Source organism: Pseudoalteromonas sp. SG43-6 (genome assembly GCF_014164365.1).
Lineage (GTDB): Bacteria > Pseudomonadota > Gammaproteobacteria > Enterobacterales > Alteromonadaceae > Pseudoalteromonas > Pseudoalteromonas rhizosphaerae.
This window is the reverse complement of record NZ_JACJEZ010000212.1, coordinates 1-266: the sequence shown is the minus strand read 5'-3', so window position 1 is coordinate 266 and position 266 is coordinate 1. Positions and strand designations below refer to the sequence as shown.

Here is a 266-nt window from a genome sequence, read left to right as displayed (position 1 = left end):
GCTGCTTCATCTAAATGGCCACAGTCAATAATCGCGCTGAGTCTTTCTTCTAAACTCCAGTCTTGTGGTCGTTTTTCTGCTGTCATTTGGCTACCCGTCTGGTGTGTTTCAAGTTGATGTTTTTTTGCGAGTGCTATCCAACGTTGTAACGTTGAATAACCGACACCTAAATCATCTGCAATATCTTCTAGACGAACATCATCACATTGAGATAATGCTTTTTCAACCGCTTGAACTTTAAATTCTTGTGTAAATCGACGTCTCAT

At 40.2% G+C, this 266-nt stretch carries 1 protein-coding gene; it reads right to left on the bottom strand.

Translation table 11 applies throughout. The features are described 5' to 3' along the window. A partial coding sequence (locus H5201_RS22825) for a transposase (protein ID WP_182785476.1) occupies positions 1-266 on the bottom strand: 266 nt, incomplete at both ends.